This is a genomic window from Mesorhizobium sp. M1348 (genome assembly GCF_040317925.1).
Classification (GTDB): domain Bacteria; phylum Pseudomonadota; class Alphaproteobacteria; order Rhizobiales; family Rhizobiaceae; genus Mesorhizobium.
The window spans coordinates 140400-164543 of the sequence record NZ_JAMYLH010000003.1; the positions used below are offsets into that span (position 1 = coordinate 140400).

Consider the following 24144-nt stretch of genomic DNA (forward strand, 5'->3'; position numbering starts at 1 on the left):
CTTTCCTGCCGGGCGTTCAGCGCCCGGCAGGAACAACAACCAAACGCCGGCAGGCAGCAGATTAAGCCAGCTTGGCCAGCAGCTTCATGAAAATGGCCGCTTCCCTGGCGGAAAGCGGCGCCAGCGTTTCCTGCGTAATCTCGCGGGCAAGCGGGATCAGCCGCTCGATCGCGTCGCGCCCCTCGGCCGTCAGACTGACCAGCAGGCGCCGTTTGTCGACTTCGTGCTTGCTAAGTTCGACAAAGCCACGCGCTTTCAGCCGGTCGATGACGCCCTTCACCGTCGCCGCATCCATGGCGATCAGGCTGCCAAGCTGGTTCTGCGAGGTCTCGCCGACGTCGCGCAATTTGGCCAGAGCGGCAAATTGCGGCGGCGTCAGATCGGCGATATGTGCGGCGAAGATCGAGACGTGGCGCTGATGCGCCTTGCGCAGAATGAAGCCGACCTGCTCCTGCAAGCGATAGTCGTTTTCGTCAGGCTCCTCGGCCTCGACCAGCTTGAGCAGATTGTCCTCGGCGCTCACCGCAGCCCATCCCATGCCTTGATGTCCTTGGCCGCCAGCCCGCCCATGCGGTCGTGCACGCGCGGGCCGCAGGTCATGGCGAGGCAAAACAGGATCTCGTCAGGACGCGGACCATCGCTGATGCCGATTTCCATGGCGTCGAAATGGCTGCGCACATAGGCGGCGTTGATGTGGCCGAGCGGCACATCGAGCCGCGCGCCGAAGGCGCCGACCTTCTTTGCCGACGGCACGATCGCCTTGGCGTCGCCGAGCCGCTCGCGCATGGCATAGCCGCCCGGCACATGCCACAGCGCGCCATGCTCCAGCTCGCCCGCCATGCCGACGATGGCGCCCTTGCCGTAACCGTCGATCTGTTTGACGTCGCCGCCCAATGCGGCAATGAGCCTGTCGGAGAGTAGCAGCCCGAGCGGCTTCAGATCCTCCATGGCGCTCTGCAGTTCCTCGACGTAACGGCCGGCGAACGGGTTCTTCACCACAGCCATGGCCGCGGCGCGGCGCCGCGGCACCTTCGCCATCGGCCCGCCTTCGTGAAAAATCTCTTCGGTCAGCACGGCGATCTTGCGGATCGGAAACTCAGGCATGAGCAATTTCCCTCTCTAAAACTTTGTTGGCGAGCGCCATCGGACCTGCGATGCGCACCTGACCGCCGAGGAAAAGCGCCGCGGCGGCAATCAGGCCGCGCCGCCGAAACTCCTCGGCAACGGCAAATCCGCCTTCCAGCGCAAGAGCGATTTCAGCGGCGGAAAGCGGCCCGACGCCCTGTGTCACCAAACGGTCGCCGAGGTCGCTGTCAGGTGCGAGATCGCGCGCCCGTACGCGCCTAACGGCCGGATGACCGGGCAGATCGACGGCGTTGGCGATCAAGGTCGCGGCGCCATCGGCTTCAGCACCCGTTCGCGCCAGCACCGTGACCGCGTCGGCGATGCCCAGCGAAAAGGAGCGGCCGCGCCAGCCGCTTGTCGCGACACCGCGGATCCCGTCTTCGGCGCGGATCGTGAGACGATCTGCCAACCCATGACCTGTCCCGGCAATGGCAAGCGTCATCGACTGCCCGTGGCCGAGATAGATCGCGCTGTCGCCGCCATTGTTGACATAGGCGCGCTCGAGCCGGTGGCCGGCAAGCAGCGCGCCAAGCACTTCGTCGGCTACCGAACCGGCGACGGCAGCCATCGGCGTAATGAATTGTTTCGCTAGCGGAACGACCGCCGCTTCCATGCGACGTGCCGTCGGGCCTGCGAAAGCACGGGGCTGCGAGGAGGCCGGGCAGCGCAGCCCGGGCAACTCTTCGACCAGTTCAACCAGGATTGTCTGGAAGCGCGCCATTGCCTGGCGATATGCGGCGCTGCATTCATTCGCCTCGCCGAATGCCTCGACGATCAGGTCAATCGGCCCATGATTGAGGTGAAGTCGCCGGCCGTCCTTGAGCCAATGCGCCTGTGGGCCGTTCATCGCCCGGCCCCGTTTGCGGCCGCGCGACGCAACTGCGCCAGCGGCGGCCAGGGATTGTCACGGGGTGCGGCCGTGCCGCGGCGCGGGTTGAGATACTCGCCGCCCTTAGCCAGGATATCATCGACGCTGCGGATTTCGGCTTCGTAGCCGCCGAGCCTGACATAATCGTCGCGGCGCATGGTGAACTCGATCGGCGCCACCAGCGCCGGCGTCGGGACATAGCCGAAGGCACCTTCCGGCACGCGGGTGACGTCGACCATCAGCGTGATGCCGCCGCCCGGCCAGACATAGACCGGCGCGCCGCCGACCGTCACATAGGTCTTGAGGCCCTGCACCGAGCGGGTCAGATTGACCGGGTTCTCGGTGACGCCGGCGCGCAGCGAGCCGCCGGCGCCGCCGACGAAAAGCACGGTGCAGAGCGCCGGCTCGCAATTGTCCTCAATCAGTTCAACCGACTTCCGCAGCCGCTCCGGGAACGGTTTCTGCACCGGCTTCAATTCGTCGTCGAGCTCGTAATAGGCGAATTGCTCACCGGTGGTCGAGACCATCAGCAGCGACATGCCGGGGCGCGCACCCTTTTTGGCGTTCCATTCACCAAGGATCGACAGCGGGTCGGAGATGCTGGTGCCGCCCCAGCCGAGGCCGGGCTCCGACACCTTGAAATAACGGCCCGGCGTCGAACGGCGGCCGATGATCTTGATGCCGGTGTCCTGCCAGCCAAGCACCTTGCCAGCCTGATGCTCGGAGACGACGCCGGTGATGTGGTCGTCGACCACCACCACCTCGTCGACAAGGCCGCGCCATTGAGTGGCGAACATGCCGATGGTGGCCGAACCGCAGCCGACGCGCATGCGCTGCTCGAGCTTGCCGTCGATGACAGGCGGCTTGCCGGCTTCGACGATGACTGTGGCGCCACCGTCGATGACGAGCTCGACCGGCTTGCGGTTGCACAGGCTGAGCATGGCGTCACAGGTGGCGCGCCCTTCAGCTTTCGAGCCGCCGGTCAAATGATGCACGCCGCCCAGCGACAGCATCTGCGAGCCGTATTCGCCGGTGGTGACATGGCCGATCGCCTCGCCTTCGGCATGGACCGTTGCCGTTTCGGGGCCGATATGACGGTCGGTGTCGATCTTCACCTTGACGCCGCAATAGGAGAAGATGCCCTCGGTGACGACGGTGACCAGATCGACGCCTTCGACCGCTTGGCTGACGATGAAGGGCGCCGGCTTGTAGTCGGGATAGGTGGTGCCGGCGCCGATCGCGGTGACGAAGCGGCGGCCGGTGTTGACCAGTTCGCCGTCCCAGCCCTTGCCTTCCTCCGCAAAGGGCACGACCGCGCCGCCTGTCTCGGCCGCGTGGTCGAGGATGGTCAGCGGATCCATCCGCACGATCCTGCCGCCGACATTGCCGTAGCGGTCGCAGGCGCCGGTGCGGCCATCGGCGATGTAGCACATGACCGGACACGCATCGCAGCGGATCTTCTCGGCCACCAGCTTTTCGCCGGGATCGTGTGTCTCGAAGCGTTCGGCAAGCTCGCTCATCGGCGCGCCTCCTTGTCGAGGATGGCGGCGCGGATGCGGGTCGGCGTCGCCGGAATTTTGGTGACCAGCACACCGGCGGCATGGCGTATGGCGTTGAGGATCGCCGGCGCCGTCGGGATCAGCACATGCTCGCCCAAACCCTTGGCCCCGAAGGGTCCTTCCGGGTCCGGAACTTCTATCAGGATCGTCTCGATCGGTGGCACGTCGCCGATCGTCGGGATCAGATAATCGTGCAGGTTTTCGGTGCGGCCGGGGATGTATTCTTCCATCAGCGCCATGCCGATGCCTTGGGCGATGCCACCCTCGATCTGGCCTTCGGCAAGCAAGGGATTGATGGCCTTGCCGACATCGTGCGCGGCGGTGATTTTTATCAGCTTCACGGTGCCGAGCCTGAGGTCGACCTCCAGTTCGGCGATCTGGGCGCCATAGCCATAGACGGCGTAAGGCTTGCCCTGACCTTTTGCATCGAGCGGCTGCGTCGGCGGGTCGTAGCTTTCCTCGGCCCGGAAGACGAATCCTTCGGCGTCTGCCTTCAGCGAGGAAAGATCGATGCGGCGCGTCGCTTCGCCTTCCCCGATGCTCAGGCTTGTGCCGTCCAGCGCAATCGCCGCCTTTTCCGAGACATTGGCGAAACGCAAGATCTCCTCGCGCAAGGCGCGGCCGGCCTTTTCGGCGGCCTTGCCGGTGACGAAGGTCTGGCGCGAGGCCGAGGTCTTGCCGGCGTCGGGGGTGATCGCCGTGTCGGCGCCTTTCAGCCGGAGTTGTTCAAGTGGAAGACCCAACGCGTCGGCGCAGATCTGCGCGATGACAGTGTTGGAACCTTGCCCGATATCGACGGCGCCCTGATGCAGGACGACTTCGCCCGATACCGAGATGCCGACCTTGATGGTCGACGGATTGGGCAGCGAGGTGTTGCCGCAGCCGTACCAGCAAGAAGCGATGCCGACGCCGCGTTTTTTGATGCTGCTGCCGGCATTGAACGCTTCGGCATCGCGAAGGGCACACTGCCAATGTGAGCGGAGGGCCTCCAGGCAGTCGGCGATGCCGACGCCCGACTCGAGCCGCTGCCCGGTAACTGTTTCGGATCCGTTCCGAAGGCAGTTCTTCAGGCGAAAGTCGAGCCGATCCATGCCGAGCTTGTCGGCCAGCTCGTCATAGAGGGTCTCCTGCATGATCGTCGCCTGCGGCACGCCGAAACCGCGAAAGGCGCCGGCAATCGGGCCATTGGTGTGGATGGCGCGGCCTTCGGCGCGATAGTTCGGCGTCGCATAGGGGCCGGAGGCGTGCACCGGCACGCGATTGGCGACCGTCGGCCCCCAACTGGCATAGGCGCCGGTGTTGAAATCGCCGGCGAAGACCATGCCGGTGACGCGGCCGTCGGCATCGGCGCCGATGCTCGCTCTCATCCGAGCGGGATGGCGCTTGGTGGTCGAGATCATCGATTCGGTGCGGGTATAGGCGAGCGCCGCCGGCCGGCCGGTTTTCATGGCGACGAGGCCGATGAGCGGTTGCAGCGAGACGTCGAGCTTGGAGCCGAAGCCGCCGCCGGTGGCGGTCGGCACGATGCGCACCTTTTCCGGGGCAAGGCCGAGCACTTTTGCCGTGTCGTCACGGTCCATATAGGGCGCCTGCGTGCAGGCGACGACGACCAGCGTGTCGCCGTCCATGAAGGCATAGCCGGCTTCCGGTTCGATATAGGCGTGCTCGACATAGGAGGTGTCGATGGCGCCGGAAACGACGAAAGCCGCGTCCGCGAGCGCGGCTTCGGGGTCGCCACGCTCGACAAAGCCGGAGGTGAGCAGGTTCGAGGGCCGGTTTTCATGGACCAGTGGCGCGCCGCCGGCCTGCGCTTCGCCAGTTTCCAGAAAATGCGGCAATTCGGTCCAACTGACCGGGAAATCGGCAAGGTCGAGATCGAGGATAGTCTCGCGTTCGCCGGCAACCAGCGCCACCGCCTCGCCGCGAAAGCGCGAAAACCCTTCGGCGAGCGCCGGCTGGTCGGCGAAGGGTGCGATGACGCCGAAACAATTCCTTCCCGGAATGTCGGCGGCGGTGAAGACGCCGGCAATGCCGGGACGGGATTTCACCCAGGCATCGAGATCGCCGAAGCTGAAGGCCGCATGATAATGCGGCGAGCGGACCACCAGCACCGACAATGCATCCATGGGGAAGGAATCGCCGCCGAATTTTTCGCCGCCGGTGACTTTCGGCACGCCATCGAGGCGGATCGGAGAGGAGCCGACGGCATGGCCGGACAATGGCATGCGCTGATCGAGACCATCGGCGTGGCGCCAAGCATCCATTACCGCCGCAACGATTTTGCGGTAGCCGGTACAGCGGCAGAGCACGCCGCCCAGCGCATCCTGCGTTTCGGCCTCGCTCGGGTAAGGCGTCCTGTCCAGGAGTGCCGTTGCGGCGACCAGCAGGCCGGGCGTGCAGGCGCCGCATTGTGCTGCGCCATGGCTGAGAAACGAGGCCTGCAGCGCCGACAGCCGGCCATCGCCGAGACCTTCGACGGTCGTCACCACGGTGCCGGAGGCGGAAGCCGCGGGCATCAGGCAGGCGCAGACCGGCTCGCCGTCGACCAGCACCGTGCAGGCGCCGCAATCGCCGGCATCACAGCCGATCTTGGTGCCGGTCAGCCGCAGCTCGTCGCGCAACACCGCGGATAGCCGCCGCACCGGCGGCACGCAAACGCTGACGGCGGCGCCGTTGACCTCGAAGGCGATGTTGGCGTGCTCCATGCCCATCAGGCTGCCGCCCTTTCGTCGGGAACAGCGCCCACAGCACCAAGCACGGCACGGGCAACGATCTCGCGCGCCGCATCCAGCCGATATTCGGCGCTGCCGCGCACGTCGCCGATCGGCGACAGCTCGTCCATTGGCGCGGATTGGATCGCAGTGGCCAGCGCGTGGCCGACGGGCAGGCCGCGTAGCGCCGCCTCGACACCCGCCAGGCGCCCGGCGACGACCGAGCAGGACCCGACGGCGACGGCCGCGTTCCTGACGACACCATCTTCGACGGCCAGGCGTGCGGCGGCCATGGCGATGGAGATGACGAGATAACGCCGCGCGCCGAGTTTCACGAAGGCGGAGCTGCCGGCGGTCGCGGGTTTGGGAATGCGGATTGCCGTGACCATTTCGCCGGGCTGCAGTGCGGTGCGACGGTTGCCGAGGATGAATTCTGCAAGGGGCAGATGCCGGCTCGCCACCGCGGAACGCAGTTCGACTTCGGCGTCGAGCACCAGCAGCGCCGGCACGCCGTCGGCGGCTGGCGAGGCATTGCAAAGATTGCCGGCAATTGAGGCAACGTTCTGGATCTGCACCGAGCCGACTTCCCGCGCCGCCTGCTTCAGCGCCTCGAAAGCCGCCGGCAGACGATGGCGGACGAGATCAGTCCAGGTGGTGCGCGCGCCAACGAGCCAATGGTTTTCGGCTTCGGCAATGCCGCGCAATGCCACCAGGCCATTGATATCGAGGACATTGTCGCGGAAAGGCTTGCTGCCCTGTGCCGGATAAAAGTCGGTGCCGCCGGCGAGGATGCGCCATTGCCCTTCGCCCAGCAAAGCGAGGGCGTCGTCGACCGTGGTGGGTTTTGCGTAACGGATCACGCTTTGCCTTCCCAGAATGGGCTTCCCGAGAGGGGATCCTGCCGAAAGATTTTCCCGAGCATGCAAGGCAGGAAATTCATTCGTATGCAAATGATATCAAGCCGGCAGGAATTGTCAAAGCCAGAGTTTGCACGGCTATGGGCACCGGTACGCCCGGAACGCATTTGTTATGCCATGAGAGGTTGACGCAGCCGGCCATCTGGTCAAGTTTCTGCGTCCGGTCGCGTTTTCATTGGAGCCTAAGCTCAAGACCAAGAAAATAAGGAGGCTCCATGGCCGACGAAGCGCTTGTCGTCATCGACCTGCAGAACGATTTCTGCCCGGGTGGCGCCCTGGAAGTGGCCGGTGGCGACGAAATCGTGCCCTTGGTCAATGACCTGATCCGGCGGACCGAGCACGTCCTGCTGACGCAGGACTGGCACCCTGCCGGCCATTCGAGCTTTGCCTCCAGCCACCCCGGCAAGCAACCGTTCGAAACGATCGATGTGCCTTATGGCCACCAGACGCTGTGGCCGGATCACTGCATCCAGGGCAGCCTGGGATCGGATTTCCATTCGGGCCTCGCCTGGAGCAAGGCCGAGCTGGTGATCCGTAAGGGGTTCCGTCCTGCGATCGACAGCTATTCGGCATTCTTCGAGAACGACCGGACGACGCCGACCGGCCTTGCCGGCTATCTCCGTGATCGGAACATCGAGACGCTGACCCTGGTCGGCCTGGCGACGGATTTCTGCGTCGCCTTTTCGGCGCTCGACGCGGTCAAGCTCGGTTTTGAGACGTCCGTGCGGCTCGACGCCTGCCGCGGCATCGACCTCAACGGCTCCGTGGAGAGGATGCTGGGCCGGATGCGCGATGCCGGCGTGGCGCTGATTTGAACGTCATCCAGCCGAAGCTGACAGACTTTTGAGGGGCTTCATGCGGTTTGCGGCGTTGACGGCAAGTGCTGCACTTGTTGCCGCAATCTTTTCTCCGGGAGCGGTTCTCGCGGCCGAAGCGCACGAATTGCCGGGCGCCGCCATGTCGCTGTGGTGGGTGCTGCCGTTTGCCGGGCTATTGCTTTGCATCGCGACCGGCCCGCTGCTCTTCCGTCATGCCTGGGAACACCATTACGGCAAGATCGCTGCCTTCTGGGCAGCGTTGGTGATCGGGCCGCTGGCCATCGCCTTCGGCATCCCGTCGGCCACGCAGGCGGTGCTGCATGCGCTGCTCACCGAATACATGTCGTTCATCATCCTGCTGTTTGCGCTGTTCACCATTTCGGGCGGCATCTTCGTTGCCGGCAACATACACGGCACGCCGCTGGTCAATGCCGGGCTGTTGCTGGGCGGGGCTGTGCTTGCTTCGGTCATTGGCACAACCGGCGCCTCGATGATCCTGATCCGGCCGCTCATCCGCGCCAACGACAACCGGCGCTTCAACGCCCATGTCGTCATCTTCTTCATCTTCCTGGTGTCCAACATCGGCGGGTCGCTGACGCCGCTGGGCGATCCGCCGCTGTTCGTCGGCTTTCTGCGCGGCGTCGATTTCTTCTGGACGACAGTTCACCTGTTGCCCGAGACGCTGTTCGTCGCCGGCGTGGTGCTGGTGGTTTTCCTGGCGATCGACATCATCTTGCATCACCGCGAGGAAGGCGCGCCGAAGATCAAGGATCCGACGCCCGACAGCAAGGTGCGCATTCGTGGCCTGGCCAACATCCCGCTGCTGGCCGGGGTGATCGCCGCGATCCTGATTTCCGCTGCCTGGAAGCCGGGAGTGAGCTTCGCTTTCCAGGGCGTCAGCCTCGAGCTGCAGAATCTGGTGCGCGACGCCGCCATCCTGATACTGGCCTTCACGTCGCTTGTCGTCTCGCCGAAGGAGTTTCGCGGCGCAAACGCCTTCAACTGGGGGCCGATCGCCGAGGTGGCGAAGCTGTTCGCCAGCATCTTCATCTGCATCGTGCCGGTCGTCGCCATATTGCGGGCCGGCCTCGACGGCGCGCTGGCGCCGTTGGTGCTGCTGGTCAGTTCGCCTGCCGGCGCGCCCGACAACCTTGCCTATTTCTGGCTGACCGGGGCGCTGTCGTCCTTCCTCGACAATGCGCCGACCTATCTGGTGTTCTTCGAGCTAGCGGGCGGCGATGCGCAACATCTGATGACCGAGCTCGCCTCGACGCTGGCGGCGATCTCGGCCGGCGCGGTATTCATGGGCGCCAACACCTATGTCGGCAATGCGCCGAATTTCATGGTCTATGCCATTGCCCGGCATCGCGGCATCAAGATGCCGAGCTTCTTTGGCTACATGGCGTGGTCAGGCGCCGTGCTGATCCCGACTTTCCTGCTCGCCGGCTTACTGTTCTTTGCCTGATCAGCCGACGCCGACATAGCGACGGACCGCGGAGGGATCGGCACGCAGTTCCTCGACATCGACCGTCTCGCGGTTGCGGCCGTTTTCGATGAAGCAAACGCGGTCTGCAACCGACAGCACAGCATCGACGCGCTGCTCGACAAGAATTGTCGACACGCCAAGCGCACGCAGTTTCGACACGGTTTCGCGGATCTTGGCGATCATCGACGGCATCAGCCCTTCGGTCGGCTCGTCGAGCAGGAGCACCTGCGGTTCCAGACACAGGGCGCGGGCCATGGCCAGCATCTGCTGCTCGCCGCCGGACAGCGTGCCGGAACGCTGCCTGAGGCGCTGGCGCAGCAGCGGGAAAAGATCGAGCACGTTTTCGCGGGTCGCCCTGCCCTTGTCGCGGGCCATCAGGCCGATCTCGATGTTTTCAGCCACCGTCATCTCGGCGAACAGCCGCCGGCCCTGCGGCACGTAGGCGACGCCGGCCTTGGGCACCTCGTGCGCCGGCAGGCCGGTCAATTCCCGCCCTTCGAGCCGGATCGAGCCGGCGCTTGCCGGCACCAGGCCCATGATCGCCTTCAGCGTCGTCGTCTTGCCGGCGCCGTTGCGGCCGAACAGGCAGAGCACCTCGCCCTCGTTCAACACGAGATCGAGGCCATAGAGCACCTGGACCTCGCCATAGAAGCAATCAAGCCCGGAGATCGTCAGTGCCTTGGACTGGGCCTCAGCCATGGGTGGTCCCCAGATAGGCGTCCTGCACCGCGGCATTGGCGCGGATCTGCTCGGGCGTGCCTTCAGCTAAAATCCTGCCGGCGTTGAAGACGGTGATGCGGTCGGCGAGCTGCATGACCACCGGCATGTTGTGCTCGATCAAAAGCACGGTGGCGCTATCGGCGATCTCGCGCACCAGCTCGATGAAATTGTCGATCTCGCTGTCGGCCAGCCCTTGCGTCGGTTCGTCGAGGATCAGCAGCCGCGGCTTCAGTGCCAGCCCCATCGCCACTTCCAGCAACCGCTGGTGACCGTAGGACAATTGCCCGGCCGGCATTTGCGCCCGATCGGCAAGGCCGGTGCGCTCGAGCGCCGCCATGACGCCGATGTGAACAGCACCCTTCGAGCGGCCGTCGGTCAGCGTGCGCTGCACCGGCAGGGCAACATTGTCGTAGGCGCTGAGATTGGCAAAGACGCTGGTGATCTGGAAGGTGTAGGCGATGCCAAGGCGAACTCTGGCGTAGGCCGGCAGATTGGTGATGTCGGCGCCGTCGAAGACGATCGTGCCCGACGAGGGCTGGATGCGGCCGCTGACCAGGCTGACGAAGGTGGTCTTGCCGGCACCGTTGGGGCCGATGACGGCGCGGATCTCGCCCGGCATCAGCGCGAAGTCGACGCCGTCGACGGCGCGCAAGCCGCCGAAACTGCGGGACAGGCCTTTGGTCGTCAAAAGCGGCATCATGGCAACCACCCGAGCCAGCGCTGGCGGATGCTGCCGAGAATGCCCCTAGGGAAGAACAGCACCAGCAGGATCAGCGCAATGCCGACGATCAGCAGATAGGCCGAGGTGTAGCCGCTGGCGACGTCGATGACGTAATACATGAACAGCGTGCCGATCAGCGGCCCGAGCGTGGTGGCAGCACCGCCCAGCAGCACCCAGAGCAGCGGCAGGATGGAATATTGCACCGAGGCGAAGCTCGAGCCCACATAGCCAAACAGCAGCGCATAGGCCGCGCCGGAAGCCGCGCAGATGCTGCCTGAGATGACGACGGCGACGAGCTTGTTGGAGAACGTATCGTAGCCAAGCATCTTGGTCCGCTCCTCGTTCTCGCGGATGGCGACCAGCACGCGGCCGTAGCCGGAGCGGATTGTGGCCAAGCTAATAAGCAGCACGATCGAGAACAGCGCCAGCGCGCTCATATAGCGCACGGTCGGGTTGGTGAGGTCGAGCGACGTGCTGCCCAGGACCAGGACCCGCATCGGCTGCGGTACGACCATGCCCTGGTCGCCGCCGGTCCAGGCGGCGAGATAGAGGATGACGAGATAGAATACCTGAGCGAACATCATGGTGACGATCATGAAGGCGACGCCGGAGGTGCGCAGCGCCAGCAGCCCGATCACCAGCGCAAGCAGCGCGCCGCAGGCAAGCCCGGCTGCGAAGGCGGCCGGCACGCTCCAGCCGAGATGGATGACGGCAAGGCCGGCGCCATAGAGCCCGGCCGAAAAGAACATGGCATGGCCGAGGCTGAGCAGCCCGGCATAGCCGAACAGCAGATTGTAGCCCATGGCGAAGACCGCCAGCACCATGATGCGGGCGAGTAGGCCGTGATGGTATTCCGGCAGGACGAAGCTAAGGGTGAAAAGCAGGGCGATGACGCCGAGATGCAGCGCATATGGCTTTGCCGGCGAAGCATCCTTCATCGCGATGTCGTCCCGAACAGGCCCTGCGGCCGGAACACCAGCACCATGGCGACGAGCAAGGTGGCGATGATCTTGGCCAGCGTCGGCGAGAAGAACACCGAGATAATGCCGTCGGAAAGGCCGATCAGCACCGCGGCGACCACCGTGCCGCGCAGCGAGCCGAGGCCGCCGATGATGACGACGATGAACGACAGCAGCAGCGGATCCTGCCCCATCAGATAATGCGCCTGGCTGATCGGCACGATCAGCACCGCGGCCACAGCCGCCAGCATGGCGCCGAGCGCGAAGACGCCGGCATAGACTCTGGTCACCGGAATGCCGAAGGCCTGCGCCGTCTCGCTGTCATATTGCGTGGCGCGCATGATGAGGCCGATTTTCGTGCGCGTCAGCACCAGCCAGGTCGCGACCAGCAGCAGCGCCGACGCGGCGATGATCGACAGCTTGTAGCCGGAATAGCCGAACCACGGCAGCAGGATGCGGTAGCTGAACGGCGGCTCCACCGGCCGCGCCTCCGGCCCATAGAAGGTCAGCGCCAGTTGCTGGATGATGTAGAGCATGCCGATGGTGGCGACGATGGTGGCTTCCGGATTGTAGTCGAGCCGGCGCAGCACCAGCCGTTCGGCGAGCAATGCGATCAGGCCGACGATCAGCGGCGCCAGCACCAGGGCGGCCAGGAAGCCGAGCGCCGGATGGCCGGATATCGCCGTAGAGATCGCCCAGGCAAGCACCGCGCCCAGCATGAAGAACTCGCCATGCGCGACATTGACGATGCGCATGACGCCGAACACCAGCGACAGGCCAAGCGCCGTCAGCGCCAGGACGGCGGAGGTGACGAGGCCTTCGAGGGCGGCGAGGAGCAGGTGAGGTCCGAAGTGCATCGGCTAAGCACCGGCGGATGCGCGAAGCACCCCCCTCTGGCCAGAGGGGGGTGTCTTGGCGCTCACCCTTGCTGCAGCAGCCAAGCTCACAGCGCCTGCGTCGTGTAATCCCCTTCCGGCTCGTAGAGGCCGTCCTCGATCTTGGTCTTGTGAACGACATTCAGCCGGCCGCCTTCGACCTTGGAGATGTTCTGGATACCAAAACACTGGTGGATCTTGCCGTTGAAGGTTTTCGGTCCCTGCGGGTGCTCGGGGCCCTCGGCGAACTCTGTCAACGCCTCGGTCGCCTCGACCAGCTTAGCGCGGTCTTCCGGGCCCTTGTAGCCGGCGTCCTCCATCGCCTTCTTGACGACGTAGAGCGTTTCCCAGCAGCCGAACATGTGCGCGGCGGTGGAGACGTCCTTGGGATCGCCGACGGCGGCACCATTGTCGTCGATGCCGACGGCGGCGCGGTAGGCTTTCTGCGCAGGGGAGTCATCGGGCTGCGCATAACGCGGCGAACCTTCCCAGAAATGGCTGCCGTCGAGGAATTCCAGGCCGGGGCTGTTGATGTCGGTGGCTTCGAGCGAATCGATGAAGCCGAACAGCTGCGGCCGATTGGAGCCGTAGAACTCGCCGAGCTCCTTGACGAAGGTGAGCACCGCCGGACCGACCATGACGTGGTAGATCACCTCGGTCTCCGCGGGGATCTGCGGGAAATATTTGGTGAAGGAGGATTCCGTCGGCGGAATGGCGATCTGGGCGATAACCTCGGCGCCTTGCGCCTTCAGCGCTGGCGGCAGGTAGTCGCGATGGTCGTAGCCGAAAGCGAAATCGGGGAATATCTGCGTCACCTTCTTGCCGGCGTTGGCGGCAATCCACGGCGCCATCGACTGGATCTGGCTCTTCACATCGGTGATGCCGGGCTGAAAGACGTAGCGGTTCAATTTGGTCGAGGCGACATGGTGGCCTTCGCTGACAACAAAATAAGGCATCTTGGCCTCGCCGGCGGCCGGCGCCGAGCCGATGACGACATGCGAAAACAGCGTGCCGTAGACGATGTCGGTCTTGTGCTGGGAGGCGAACTTGCCGACGACTTCGGCGCCCCGGCCGGGATCGGTGCCGTCATCCTCGATGATCACCTCGACCGGCCGGCCGTTGATGCCGCCGGCATCGTTGATCGCCTTGACGGCAGCCGCCGTGGTTTTCTCGTACCAGCGGCCATAGGCGGCGCCGATGCCGGTGCGGTGCGACTGGAAGCCGATCTTGATCGGCGCCGAGCTCTGCGCCTGGCTGTAACGCACGAAACCCGGCGCGACGGCAAGACCGGCGCCGGCGGCAAGGCCCTTCAGCGCCGTGCGGCGGGTGAGAGCGGATCTGGAGAGATCGAAAAACCCATTCTTGTCAGTCACGGCAGTTCCCCTTGTTTTTGAGCTTTGACCAATGGCTGTAGCGAGGCGGGCCGCTCTTGCTAAGAGGGCCGAAAATTGCATGTGTACAAACTAAATCACCAAAGCTCTGACGTGGCAAGCGAGCTTTCCCCCAGGTTCGATTGACGGCCATCGCGCACCTCGTTCATCCGGCGCTCGGCGTGGCAAGCAGCCACAAGCCGAGGACGGTGTAGGCGATCATCAGCACGGTGAGCGGGAACTGGCTGAGCGCGGCGCGAGCCGGAATGGGGTGCAGCCGCCAGGCCAAGCCATGGGCGACAAGCACTGCAAACATGTGGCCGGCTATAATGACGCCGGCCTGGAGGTTCCACAGCCACCACGCCGAACCGGCGCCGGCGACGACGCCGGCTTCAATTGGCATGTCGGCGGTACCGAACAGGTTCCAGCCCAGCGCAAACGGGTCGGAGAGAGCGGCAATCGCATATTGGCCGTCGACCAGCAGCGCCGTCAGATAGTGCGCGAAGTGGTAGGCGAGCGCGATCGGCACAATCGACCAGACCAAAAGCCCGGCGGCGTGACCGAGCGAATGCTTGCTGCCGGCAAGGTGCTGGCCAAGAAAGACGGCGAGCGCGAACACGGCCGCAAGCACGGCAAAGCTCAGCACAAGGCCGAAACTGCCGATGCCGATCAAAGCGGTGCGTCCAGGAAACTCCAGCGGATTGATGCCGAACCAGCCTAGCCAGAAGAAGGTTTTCGACAGGCCGTCGAAGGACACCGACGACAGCGCAAGCAGCAGGAAAGCGACGCCGCTGAGCGGTAGCGGCGCGGCACCAAGCAGCTTGGCGCCCGGCCAGCAGAGTTTGAGCCGGCCGTCCTCGTTGCGTTCGACGATGGCGAAGCGCGCCACCATGGAAAAGAATACGGTCAGGAACTCACCGCTGCGGCTCCAGTCGCGGTAGCCGAAGACCTGCATGGCGGCAAAGCTCAGCAGCCAGTAGAGGCCGGCGGCCCAGGCCAGCCGCGCCGGATCGTCGGGCGCCGGGTCGATAAGCTCGAACCAGGCGAAGGCGAAGAACAGCATGAAAGCCGGCCAATAGCCGAGCCACTGGGGGAGCAGATACGGCTGCGTTCTGCCGGACAGGCGCGAGGCGACGCGGCACGGCCCGTACCAGGGATTGAGCCACGACCAGAGATCGCCAGCGAGCCCCTGCAGCAGAGCCAGGCCAACCCAATGCAGCGTCCAGATGGTCAGCGGCAGCGGGTTGGAAAGTGGGTCGCGGCTGCCGAACAGGCCGGCCGCGACAAGAATTGCAAAGCCGGCAAAGGCTACCAGGCTGACGGCAGTCCGCGCGCCGTCGCCGAAGGCGAAAAGCGGCAGGCGTTTGCGCCAGAAGCGGTCGAGGGAGTCCGGCGGGAGTAGAGCCAGGATCAGGAAGCTGGCGGCAACGGCGAGCGCGCCGCCGGCGACGTAGTAGCCGGTGGGAAGGAGCAGGACGTGGCCGCGGTCGGAGGCATGAGCGAAGGCGGGAGTGGGCGACAGGAGAGCCAAGGAAGCGATGGGGCCGGGAAAGAGCCTGATTGCAGAAATGCAGCGCTCTACGGCGCCCCCCTCTGTCCTGCCGGACATCTTCCCCTCAAGGGGGGAGATTGGCAGTTGAATCGGCCGGCGCTTTTCTTGCCTTGTTGAGGGTTGGCCAAAGCGGAGATGAGAGCCAATCTCCCCCCTTGAGGGGGAGATGTCCGGCAGGACAGAGGGGGGTGGGCGGGAACTCATGCTTTCCAAGAAATACTTCTTGTCGGCCCTCACACCTTCACCAACTGCTCCACGCGGTCCTTCTGGCCGAAGATGCGCAAATAGCGCTCGATCTCTTTCTCGTCGCCTGTCGACTTGGCCGGATTGTCGGAAAGCTTGACCGCCGGCCTGCCGTTGGCTTCGGTAACCTTGCAGACGAGCGAGATGGCGTCGAGCCGGTTGGTCTCGGTCGGCGCGCAGCCTTCGAAGTCGTTGGTCAGGTTGGTGCCCCAGCCGAAGGACATGCGCACCTTGCCGCGGAAGTGACGGTAGGTCTCCTCGATGGTCTCGACCTCAAGCCCGTCGGAGAAGATGAGCAGCTTCTGCTTGGGGTCCTTGCCCTTTTCGCGCCACCAGGAAATGATCTTCTCGCCGCCCTCGATCGGCGGCGCGCTGTCGGGGCGGAACCCGGTCCAGTCGGCGACCCAGTCCGGCGCATCGCGCAGGAACGCCGCGGTGCCGAAGGTGTCCGGCAGCACGATCAGCAAATTGCCGCCGTAGTAGCGCTGCCAGTCCTGCAGCACGTTGTAGGGCGACTGTTTCAATTCCTTTTCCGAATTGGTGAGCGCGGCGAACACCATCGGCAGTTCATGCGCGTTGGTGCCGAGCGCTTCGAGGTCGTTGTCCATGGCGAGCAACACGTTCGAGGTGCCGGTGAAGGCCTCGCCGATGCCTTCCTTCAACGCTTCGACGCACCAGCGCTGCCACAGGAAAGAATGACGGCGGCGGGTGCCGAAATCCGAGATGCGGATGCCGGGCAGCGCCTTCAGCCGCTCGGTCTTGGCCCACATCTTGGCCTTGGCGCGGGCATAGAGCACGTCGAGCGCGAACGGCCCGAACGCCCGCATGGCCGCGCGAGATCGAAGTTCATTGATAATTGCCAGCGCCGGGATCTCCCATAGCGTCGTGTACATCCACGGACCGCTGAAGGCGAGTTCGTATTGGCCGTCGCGCTTGGAAAGCTCGTATTCGGGCAGGCGGAAATTTTCCAGCCAGGCGAGGAATTCCGGTTCGAAGATCTGCTTGCGGCCATAGAAGGTGTTGCCGCCGAGCCAGATCATCTCTTTCTTCGAGAAGCGCAGCGTACGGGCATGGTCGAGTTGCTCGCGCAGCTCCGTCTCGTCGATCTCCTCGGCAAGGCGGACCGAGGTGGTCCGGTTGATCAGCGAGAAGGTGGTGTCGACCTTGGGATACATGCCCCAGATCATCTGCAGCATCAGAAGCTTGTAGAAATCGGTGTCGAGCAAGCTGCGGACGATCGGGTCGAGCTTCCAGGTGTGGTTGTAGACGCGCCGCGCTATATCGGTCTTTGCCATCGCTCAATGCCGCCTTCGCTGCTCGCTCTAGCTTTTTGTCTAGCGCAATTCCGGACGGAAAACCGCTGCGCACTTTTCCTGGAATTGCTCCAAATGGCTCTTAGCATCGAATTTTTGAAAGCGCCTCCCGCTTTGCGGGCTGGCCCGACAAAAAGAAGCCGCTGCGGCAAGCGGCGCCTATGGCCGTTTCGGCCTCAGGATGCGGTCTTGGCGCCAACCACCTTGAGCGCCGGACGCTTGCGGCGAATGCCGATGCGGCCTGCCACCGGCGCGTCGGCGCGGCGGTCGGCCTGCTCTTTCTCGGCAAACAGCCAGTCGATGAACAATTGCACGATCGGCGCCGACCGCATCTCGTTGCGGCAGACGACGTAGAAATCGTCGACCGCCGGAACGGAAAGGCTGAACGGGGCGACGAGCAGACCCCTGGCGAGCAGTCCGCTCGCGGTCACCGTGTCGCCGAGCGCCACGCCATGGCCGTGGACCGCGGCCTCGGTCGCCATGCGCGCGTCGCCAAGATGGTGGCGGCGGCCGCGCTCCAGGTCCAGCGCGTCGGCGGCGGCCAGCCAGGTGTGCCATTCGCGGCCATCGTCGCCATGCAGGAAGACGTGATCGGCGAGGTCGCGGACGGTGCGGATCGGGCGGTTGTTGATCAGCGTCGGGCTGACCACCGGGAACAGTTCGAGGCCCGACCATTTGCGCATCCAGCAGTCGGTCCAGCTGCCGTCACCATAGTGCACGCAGACATCGATATGCGGGGCGCGGACGTCCTTGGCGTCATTGGATGGGATCAGCGTCAGCCTGATATCCGGATATTGCGAGGTGAAGCTGCCCAGCCGCGGGATCATCCACAGCAACAGCAGCGCCGGCACGCAGGATACCGACAGCGCGCCGGTGCTGGCCGGCCTCGTCATGCGCTGGGTGGCGGCGGCGATGCCGTCGAAGGCGGTCGACACCGCCGGCAGCAATTCGGCGCCGTGCGGTGTCAGCTTCACCCGCTGACCGGCACGCTCGAACAGCTTGACGCCCAATGATTGCTCGAGCGCCTTGATCTGATGGCTGATGGCGCCGTGGGTGACGTTCAGCTCGGCCGCCGCCTTGGTCAGTGAGGCATGGCGCGCCGTCGCCTCGAAGGCGCGCAGCGGGTTGAGCGGGGGCAAACGCTTGGCCATTTGGAACCTAGGCTCTGTGAGATTTTCTCACAGCGGACACCCTAACAATATCAATTGATTTTTCAATGCAGCTACAGGACACTTTGCCCAAGCCTTGCATCAAGACGTGAAATCTGCAGACAGCCGACGGCTGCGGCTATCGAGGCCGCCGTCCGCGCGCTGCACCAGCCATGGAGGACCGACATGGGTTACGACCGCGGCAAGCTCGAAGCGTTGCGCCGCAAATATGGCGAGAGTCATGGCGGCGAAATGTTCGACCCGAAATTCCAGCGTGTCGCCGACAAGATCTTCTCCAAGAGCGGCACGCGGCTGGCGCCTTATTCCGGCATCCCGACCTTCCTCGCGGCGCCCTATCGCGAAATCGCCGCCGACAATCCGGATTTCGGCGATCTGCAGGTGGCGATGATCGGCGTGCCGATGGATCTGGGCGTCACCAACCGACCGGGCGCCCGTTTCGGGCCAAGGGCGCTGCGCGCCATCGAGCGCATCGGCCCCTACAATCATGTGCTGGAATGCGCGCCGACGCATGAGCTGAAGGTCGCCGACATCGGCGACGTGCCATTCCAGAGCCGCTACCGGCTGGAGACCAGCCATGACGACATCGAACGCCGCACCAACCAGATCGTCGACGCAGGGGTTCTTCCGCTTTCGGTCGGCGGCGACCATTCGATCAGCCACCCGATCCTGAAGGCTGTCGGCAAGAAGGCGCCGGTGGGCATGATCCATATCGACGCCCATTGCGATACCAGCGGCTTGTTCGACATGACCAAGTTCCACCATGGCGGGCCGTTCCGCAACGCGGTGCTGGACGGCGTGCTCGACCCGAGCCGCACCATCCAGATCGGCATTCGCGGCTCGGCCGAGTACCTTTGGGAGTTCACCTATGAGTCCGGCATGACCGTGGTGCATGCCGAAGAGGTGACCGGCCTCGGCATTCCCGCCATTATCGAGAAGGCGCGCAGGATAGTCGGCGACGGCCCGACCTATGTCTCGTTCGACATCGACAGCGTCGATCCGGCCTTCGCGCCGGGCACCGGCACACCGGAAGTCGGCGGGCTGACGACACGCGAAGTGCTCGAGCTGCTGCGCGGCCTGAAAGGCCTCAACATCGTCGGCGGCGACGTCGTCGAAGTGGCACCACAGTACGACGCAACCACCAACACGGCGCACGCCGGCGCGCAGGTGCTGTTCGAGATCCTCAGCCTGATGGTCTTCAGCCCGGCAATCACCGGCAAGGCGGGCTGACACGCTCGACCATGATCCCGAAAAGTGGGAACCGGTTTTCGGAGAAGACCATGGTTCACTAGAGAATCCAAAGGCGACCGCCGCGCTGGAGCCGGCGGTTGCACTCAAACAAACAAGCTTCCAGCAGGGGAATTAAAATGACACTTCACATGAAACTCAAATCTTCTATCGCCGCCGTGCTGATGCTCGGTGCGGCCGGTCTTGGTTTCACCACCCAGGCCGCCAATGCCGACGCGATCGACGACATCGCCAAGGCCGGCGCGATCAATGTCGGCATCTTTTCCGACTTCCCGCCTTTCTCCTCGGCCAGCGCCGACATGAGCATCAAGGGCTACGACATCGACGTGGCGCAATCCATCGCCGACCAGCTCAAGGTCAAGCTCAATCTGGTCAGCGTGACCGGCCAGAACCGCATTCCGTACCTGACCGACAAGCGTGTCGACCTGCTGATGAGCGTCGGCTACTCCAAGGAGCGTGAACAGGTGATCGATTTCGCCGCCGCCTACGCGCCCTATTACATCGCAGTCATCGGCCCGGCCGCGCTTGCCGTCAAAGGCAAGGAAGACCTTGCCGACAAGTCGATCGCCGTCAATCGCGGCACGCTGGAAGACACCTCGCTGACCGAGGCGGCACCGGCCTCGGCCGACATCCGCCGCTTCGACAACTACAATTCCGTCATCCAGGCCTTCATCTCGGGTCAGACCCAGCTGATGGTGGTCGGCAACGATGTCGGCGCCCAGGTGCTCGCCCGCCAGGAGGCGCTGAAGCCGGAACAGAAATTCCAGCTTCTCACCTCGCCCTCGCATATCGGCCTCAACAAGAAGGAAGACCGCCTCAAGCAAGCGGTCAACGATGCAGTTGCCAAGATGCTGGCCGACGGCAGACTGGACGAAAGCTCGAAGGCCTGGCTGAAGACACCGCTCGATCCCGCCAATCTCAAGGATTGACGGCCAGTGACCTATAGCCTCGACTTCGGCTGGCTTGCCGGGGCGACAGGGGCGATCGCGCGCGGCGCGGCCACGACGATCCTGTTGATCGCCGTGACCACGCTGGCGGGAACGTTGCTCAGCATCCTCGGCGCGGCAGGGCGGCGGAACGGTCCGCTCCTGCTCAAGCGGGCGATCGGCGTCTATGTCGAGGTGATCCGCAACACGCCTTTCCTGGTGCAGCTGTTCTTCATCTTCTTTGGGCTGCCCAGCATCGGCGTCAGGCTCGATCCGGTGCTGGCAGCCATGCTGGCGATGACGCTCAACATGGCGGCCTACACGATCGAGATCGTCGGCGCCGGGCTCGACGCGGTGCCGCCCGGGCAGACGGAAGCGGCACTGGCGCTTGGCCTCAGGCCGCGCCAGGTCTTCGTTAAGATCGTGCTGCCGCAGGCGCTCAAGGTGATCTATCCGGCGCTGACCAGCCAGATCGTCATCATGATGCTGGAATCCGCCGTGGTGTCGCAGATCGCGGTGCGCGAGCTGACTTACGAGGCCGACATGCTGCAGGCACGCACGTTCCGGGCTTTCGAGACCTATTTCGTCGTGACGATGGTCTATCTCGCCCTGTCGATTGGGCTGCGCCGGCTGCTGGTCGGCGGCGGGCGCCGGCTTCTTGGAGCCGGTGTGTCATGATCGAATTCACCTTCTGGGACATTCTGCGCAACCTGCTGCTGGCGGCGCGCTGGACGGTGCTCTTGTCGTTGGCTGCGTTTATGGGCGGCGTGGTGGTCGGCATGATCGTGCTGTTCTTCCGGATCGCCAAGAATAAATGGGCACGGCGGTTCGCCTCGGGCTACATCGCGCTTTTCCAAGGCACGCCGCTGCTGATGCAGTTGTTCCTGATGTTCTTCGGCTTGCCGATGCTGGGCCTGCGCATCGAGCCGTGGACCGCGGCGGTGCTTGGCCTGACCTTCTTCGCCAGCGCCTATCTCGCCGAGATCTGGCGCGGTGGCGTCGATGCGCTGCCGCGCGGCCAGTGGGACGCCGGCGCCAGCCTCGGCCTGCACTATCTGCAGGAGCTCAGGCTGATCATCTTGCCGCAGGCGTTTTCGATCACCCGCGCGCCGACCGTCGGCTTTCTGGTGCAGCTGATCAAGTCGACCGCGCTGACCTCGATCATCGGTTTCGAGGAGCTGGTGAGGACATCCAACGCGATCAACAATGCGACCTTCGAACCGTTCAAAGTCTATGGGCTGGTAGCGCTGATCTTCTTCGTCATGTGCTTTCCGCTGACGCAATACGCACGTTCGCTCGAGCAGCGGGCGGCGGCCCGCTGAGCGGGCGACCAGCAATTCAACGCCCGAATACCAGAGGCGGCGCTATACGGTCGCGCCGCAGCCAGCGCCCCAGCAAGAGCGCCGCCACCACCGCCAGTCCCGACGACAGGCCGATCCAGATACCGACGCCATTGAAGCCGAAACGGAAGGCCAGCAGCACGCCGAGCGGCAGGCCGATGCCCCAATAGCCGATCGCGGCATAGATCATCGGCACCTTGGTGTCGTGCAGGCCGCGCAGCATGCCGCTGGCGACCGCCTGCGCACCGTCAAAAACCTGGAACAGCGCGGCAAAGGCGAGGAACGACACGGCAAGCGCCACCACCTCGGCATTAGCCGGATTGCCCAGGTCGATGAAGGCGCCGATCAAGAGATGCGGCCACAGGATCATCACTAGCCCCATCAGCGCCATGAAGGAGACACCGACGACATAGGCGGTCCAGCCAGCCCGGCTGACACCTTCCGGATTGCCGGCGCCGTGGGCAAGTCCGACGCGCACCGTCACCGCCTGGTTGAGGCCGAGCGGCACCATGAAGGTGATCGAGGCGATCTGGATGGCGATCGCATGGGCGGCAAGCGAAGCCGCATCGATCAGGCCCATGAGAAAGGCCGCCGCGTTGAAGATCGTCACCTCGAAGGCCAGCAGGCCGGCGATCGGCAGGCCGAGCCGCAGCAGGCCCTTGAAGCGCGGCCAATCGGCCCGCCAGAAGCGTCCGAACAGACGATAGCGCCGAAATTTCTTCTCAAGCATCACCACCGCCGCCATGCCGGCGAACATAAGTGTGCTGGAAAGCGTGGTGGCAAGGCCGGAGCCGGCGATGCCCATCGATTGGATGCCGAGATTGCCGAACATGAACAGCCAGTTGAAAAAGGCGTTGCAGGCGACGGCAACGAAAACGATGATCAGTGCCCAGCCCGGCCGCTCCAGCGCCGAAATAAACGAGCGCAGGACGATGTAGCCGAAAAAGGGCAGCACCGCCCATTCGAGCCAGCGCAGATAGATGCCGGCCTGATGCGCCAGTGCCGGTTCCTGACCCATGGCCAGCAACACAGCCTCGCCGTGCCAGAGAAAGACCCAAATCGGAATGCAAATGAGGATCGCCAGCCACAGACCCTGGCGCACGGTGCGGCGCAGGTCGCGCACCGAGTGGCGGCGACGGCCGAGCTCGGTCGCCATCATCGGCGAGGTCGCCAGCATCAGGCCAAGCCCGAAGATCAGCGGCATGAAATAGAGGTTGGCACCAAGCGCACCGCTGGCCAGCGTGTCCGGTCCGAGCCGCCCCATCATCATGACGTCGGTAGCGGTCATCGCGGTCTGGCCGAGATTGGTCAGCACCATCGGCCAGGCGAGCGCCAGCATCGCCCTGATTTCCCGACGCCAAAGGTTTTCCGGCGCGCGAGCGTCGGCTTCGATCGCAGACATTCTAGTTTTCCGCCTATCCGATTGCGGCACGTCGGCAAGAGCCGGAAGCCGCGTCTCAGCGCGGAAACGGCCATGATCGGCCGGATTCCGCATTACGGCGGGTTTGTCTACGAAATGGGCACCGGTGGCAAGAGGCTGACTTGCGGAAGGGTTAAGCCAGTCAACTCAATGCACGCTATTGGAGAGGCTATGGAAGCCGCTATGGTCACGGCAGATCCATTTGAAAGGCACCCTGATGAGCGCGTTTCCCGAAATCTATCTGGTTCGGCATGGCGAGACGGAATGGAGTGCGTCCGGAAAACATACCGGCCGAACCGACATACCGCTGACGCCGGCCGGAGAGGACGCGGCGAGGCAGCTCGTCGACCGGCTCAAGGGCCTGTCCTTCTCGGCGGTGTGGTCGAGCCCGTCGCAGCGCGCCTTCAACACCTGTGCGCTGGCCGGCTTCGGCTCGTCAGGCGTGAAGAAGGACGATCTGGCGGAGTGGGATTATGGTGCCTATGAGGGATTGACCACCAAGCAAATCATCGTCGAGCGTCCCGGCTGGCGGCTTTTTCGCGACGGCTGCCCGAGCGGCGAGTCAGCCGTGGATGTCGGCTCGAGGGCGGACCGGATCGTCAGCCAGTTGCGCGAAGCCAGCGGCAACGTCCTGCTGTTTTCAAGCTCGCATTTCCTGCGGGTGCTGGCTGCACGCTGGCTCGGCCTGCCGGCGCAAGCCGGTGCGCTGTTCGTACTGGATACCGCCAGCATAAGCGTGCTCGGCTATGAGCACGATCTTGACGAGCCGGTCATCCGGCGCTGGAACCAGAGATAGCGACCGATCCC

General features: G+C 64.4%; 22 protein-coding genes. 7 read left to right on the forward strand and 15 right to left on the reverse strand.

Annotation, left to right across the window (positions count from 1 at the left end; all coding sequences use genetic code 11):
- Nucleotides 1–61: 61 nt before the first annotated feature.
- The 6 genes from NKH13_RS07700 to NKH13_RS07725 are packed head-to-tail and all read right to left on the reverse strand — an operon-like array spanning nucleotide 62 to nucleotide 7123.
- A complete protein-coding gene (locus tag NKH13_RS07700) occupies nucleotides 62–523 on the reverse strand; it encodes a MarR family winged helix-turn-helix transcriptional regulator (RefSeq protein ID WP_352490575.1) in 462 nt (153 codons plus the stop codon).
- The gene (locus tag NKH13_RS07705) at nucleotides 520–1104 is read right to left on the reverse strand and encodes an amino acid synthesis family protein (protein WP_352911834.1); all 585 of its coding nucleotides are present in this window, start codon (nucleotides 1102–1104) and stop codon (nucleotides 520–522) included. The genes NKH13_RS07700 and NKH13_RS07705 overlap by 4 nt, the downstream gene beginning before the upstream one ends.
- Nucleotides 1097–1972: a UPF0280 family protein gene (locus NKH13_RS07710; RefSeq protein WP_352911836.1), complete on the reverse strand. Its 876-nt coding sequence runs from the start codon at nucleotides 1970–1972 to the stop codon at nucleotides 1097–1099. Before NKH13_RS07710 ends, NKH13_RS07705 begins: the two co-directional genes overlap by 8 nt.
- Complete coding sequence (locus NKH13_RS07715) at nucleotides 1969–3513, reverse strand: 6-hydroxynicotinate reductase (protein ID WP_352911839.1); 1545 nt, start codon at nucleotides 3511–3513, stop codon at nucleotides 1969–1971. Before NKH13_RS07715 ends, NKH13_RS07710 begins: the two co-directional genes overlap by 4 nt.
- Entirely contained in the window at nucleotides 3510–6263 is a 2754-nt protein-coding gene (locus NKH13_RS07720; RefSeq protein ID WP_352911842.1) for a molybdopterin-dependent oxidoreductase, read from the reverse strand. The genes NKH13_RS07715 and NKH13_RS07720 overlap by 4 nt, the downstream gene beginning before the upstream one ends.
- Nucleotides 6263–7123, reverse strand: a complete 861-nt coding sequence (locus NKH13_RS07725) for an FAD binding domain-containing protein (protein WP_352911845.1) — start codon at nucleotides 7121–7123, stop codon at nucleotides 6263–6265. Before NKH13_RS07725 ends, NKH13_RS07720 begins: the two co-directional genes overlap by 1 nt.
- Nucleotides 7124–7395: 272 nt before the next feature.
- Here NKH13_RS07725 and pncA point away from each other — a divergent pair, with 272 nt between their 5' ends.
- Together pncA and NKH13_RS07735 are read left to right on the forward strand one after the other, a co-directional pair.
- Nucleotides 7396–7995: a bifunctional nicotinamidase/pyrazinamidase gene (gene pncA / locus NKH13_RS07730; protein ID WP_023718168.1), complete on the forward strand. Its 600-nt coding sequence runs from the start codon at nucleotides 7396–7398 to the stop codon at nucleotides 7993–7995.
- 40 nt (nucleotides 7996–8035) lie between these two features.
- Complete coding sequence (locus NKH13_RS07735) at nucleotides 8036–9463, forward strand: sodium:proton antiporter (RefSeq protein ID WP_352911848.1); 1428 nt, start codon at nucleotides 8036–8038, stop codon at nucleotides 9461–9463.
- Here the strand turns inward: NKH13_RS07735 and NKH13_RS07740 are convergent, their stop codons facing one another.
- The 8 genes from NKH13_RS07740 to gcvA all read right to left on the reverse strand — a co-directional run bounded on the left by NKH13_RS07740 (nucleotide 9464) and on the right by gcvA (nucleotide 18388).
- On the reverse strand, nucleotides 9464–10183 hold the full coding sequence (locus NKH13_RS07740; RefSeq protein WP_352911851.1) for an ABC transporter ATP-binding protein: 720 nt from the start codon (nucleotides 10181–10183) through the stop codon (nucleotides 9464–9466).
- The gene (locus tag NKH13_RS07745) at nucleotides 10176–10904 is read right to left on the reverse strand and encodes an ABC transporter ATP-binding protein (RefSeq protein WP_352911854.1); all 729 of its coding nucleotides are present in this window, start codon (nucleotides 10902–10904) and stop codon (nucleotides 10176–10178) included. Before NKH13_RS07745 ends, NKH13_RS07740 begins: the two co-directional genes overlap by 8 nt.
- Nucleotides 10901–11863: a branched-chain amino acid ABC transporter permease gene (locus tag NKH13_RS07750; protein ID WP_352911857.1), complete on the reverse strand. Its 963-nt coding sequence runs from the start codon at nucleotides 11861–11863 to the stop codon at nucleotides 10901–10903. Before NKH13_RS07750 ends, NKH13_RS07745 begins: the two co-directional genes overlap by 4 nt.
- The gene (locus tag NKH13_RS07755) at nucleotides 11860–12741 is read right to left on the reverse strand and encodes a branched-chain amino acid ABC transporter permease (protein ID WP_352716364.1); all 882 of its coding nucleotides are present in this window, start codon (nucleotides 12739–12741) and stop codon (nucleotides 11860–11862) included. The genes NKH13_RS07750 and NKH13_RS07755 overlap by 4 nt, the downstream gene beginning before the upstream one ends.
- Nucleotides 12742–12827: 86 nt before the next feature.
- On the reverse strand, nucleotides 12828–14132 hold the full coding sequence (locus NKH13_RS07760; RefSeq protein WP_352467797.1) for an ABC transporter substrate-binding protein: 1305 nt from the start codon (nucleotides 14130–14132) through the stop codon (nucleotides 12828–12830).
- A gap of 163 nt (nucleotides 14133–14295) precedes the next feature.
- Nucleotides 14296–15738: a hypothetical protein gene (locus NKH13_RS07765; RefSeq protein ID WP_352716363.1), complete on the reverse strand. Its 1443-nt coding sequence runs from the start codon at nucleotides 15736–15738 to the stop codon at nucleotides 14296–14298.
- A gap of 176 nt (nucleotides 15739–15914) precedes the next feature.
- Nucleotides 15915–17219, reverse strand: a complete 1305-nt coding sequence (pncB, locus tag NKH13_RS07770; RefSeq protein ID WP_292662367.1) for a nicotinate phosphoribosyltransferase — start codon at nucleotides 17217–17219, stop codon at nucleotides 15915–15917.
- 194 nt (nucleotides 17220–17413) lie between these two features.
- Nucleotides 17414–18388, reverse strand: coding sequence for a transcriptional regulator GcvA (gcvA, locus tag NKH13_RS07775; RefSeq protein ID WP_352716361.1), 975 nt, complete (start codon nucleotides 18386–18388; stop codon nucleotides 17414–17416).
- Between the two features lie 183 nt (nucleotides 18389–18571).
- Here gcvA and speB point away from each other — a divergent pair, with 183 nt between their 5' ends.
- From speB to NKH13_RS07795, 4 genes are all read left to right on the forward strand, one after another.
- The gene (gene speB / locus NKH13_RS07780) at nucleotides 18572–19633 is read left to right on the forward strand and encodes an agmatinase (RefSeq protein WP_352911862.1); all 1062 of its coding nucleotides are present in this window, start codon (nucleotides 18572–18574) and stop codon (nucleotides 19631–19633) included.
- A gap of 137 nt (nucleotides 19634–19770) precedes the next feature.
- Nucleotides 19771–20580 carry a transporter substrate-binding domain-containing protein gene (locus NKH13_RS07785; RefSeq protein ID WP_352716358.1) on the forward strand — a complete coding sequence of 270 codons (810 nt, stop codon included), beginning with the start codon at nucleotides 19771–19773 and terminating at the stop codon, nucleotides 20578–20580.
- Between the two features lie 6 nt (nucleotides 20581–20586).
- On the forward strand, nucleotides 20587–21255 hold the full coding sequence (locus NKH13_RS07790) for an amino acid ABC transporter permease (RefSeq protein WP_352911864.1): 669 nt from the start codon (nucleotides 20587–20589) through the stop codon (nucleotides 21253–21255).
- Entirely contained in the window at nucleotides 21252–21899 is a 648-nt protein-coding gene (locus NKH13_RS07795; protein ID WP_352716354.1) for an amino acid ABC transporter permease, read from the forward strand. The genes NKH13_RS07790 and NKH13_RS07795 overlap by 4 nt, the downstream gene beginning before the upstream one ends.
- Before the next feature lie 16 nt (nucleotides 21900–21915).
- On the opposite strand, the gene NKH13_RS07800 is transcribed toward NKH13_RS07795, so the two are convergent.
- On the reverse strand, nucleotides 21916–23319 hold the full coding sequence (locus NKH13_RS07800; protein ID WP_352592983.1) for an MATE family efflux transporter: 1404 nt from the start codon (nucleotides 23317–23319) through the stop codon (nucleotides 21916–21918).
- A 232-nt stretch (nucleotides 23320–23551) separates the two neighbouring features.
- On the opposite strand from NKH13_RS07800, the gene NKH13_RS07805 reads away from it, so the two are divergent.
- The gene (locus NKH13_RS07805) at nucleotides 23552–24133 is read left to right on the forward strand and encodes a histidine phosphatase family protein (RefSeq protein WP_352716406.1); all 582 of its coding nucleotides are present in this window, start codon (nucleotides 23552–23554) and stop codon (nucleotides 24131–24133) included.
- Nucleotides 24134–24144 lie beyond the last annotated feature (11 nt).